This is a genomic window from Burkholderia sp. MSh2, assembly GCF_000731655.1.
In the GTDB taxonomy this organism is placed as follows: domain Bacteria; phylum Pseudomonadota; class Gammaproteobacteria; order Burkholderiales; family Burkholderiaceae; genus Burkholderia; species Burkholderia paludis.
Genome location: NZ_JPGM01000152.1, coordinates 1 through 900 on the forward strand (window position 1 = coordinate 1; position 900 = coordinate 900).

1 pseudogene is annotated in these 900 nt (G+C 62.9%); it reads right to left on the reverse strand.

Annotated elements, in window-relative coordinates:
• A pseudogene (locus GQ57_RS37980) lies at nt 1–900 on the reverse strand (IS3 family transposase); the annotation flags it as partial.

The window sequence follows — 900 nt, forward strand, 5'->3', positions numbered from 1 at the left end:
ATGCGGCCGCTTCTCGTTGTAGAACTGACGCCATGGCTCGATGAGCACCCTGGCTTCAGCACGGCTGCGGAACCACTCGCGATTCAGCAGTTCGTCGCGCAGCTTGCCATTGAAGCTTTCGACGAAACCGTTTTGCCATGGGCTACCGGGCGTGATGAAGGCCGGGCCGACAGACGCGTCGCGCAACCAGCGCATGACACGGGCAGCGGTAAACTCCGCACCGTTGTCCGACCGGATGAACGCCGGCTTGCCATACAACCGCATCAACCTCGACAGCACCAGAATCACGTCCTGCGAGCGCAGGCTGGCGCCGACCTCGATCGCCAGACATTCCCGCGTGTATTCATCGATAACGCACCGCATCTTCAAGACCCGGCCGTCTACCAGCTGATCGTGGACGAAGTCGTAGCTCCAGACCGAATCGGACCGCGTCGCGCCGGGCAGGCGAATGTCGCTGCCGCAGCGTCTGCGACGCGGGCGCCGTCTTGGGATACTCAGCTTCAGGGCTCGCCACGGGCGGCGCACCCGCGATTCGCCCAGCGACAGCCAGGCCGAGATACGTCGATACCCAAAGCGCGGCACCTCCCGAGACGCTGCGATCAACTGCTCGCCCAGAAGCCGATCTTTCTCCGGCTGTCTAGGTTTGTAGGCCGGCACCCGGCGGCTCAAGCCCAGGTAACGGCTGCCTTGCGTTGTGACAGCCCCCGCCGGATCAGGACTTCCAGCGCTTCGCGCCGGCCCGTCGGGGTATTCATTTTTTTCGGCTGAACTCCTTCAGGCCATCGATCACCAGCAGTTGCTCGGCAATCAGGCGCTTGAGCCGCTCGTTTTCCGATTCAAGCTCTTTGAGCCGACGGGCTTCGGCCACATCCATACCGCCGAACTTGTTTCGCCACCAGT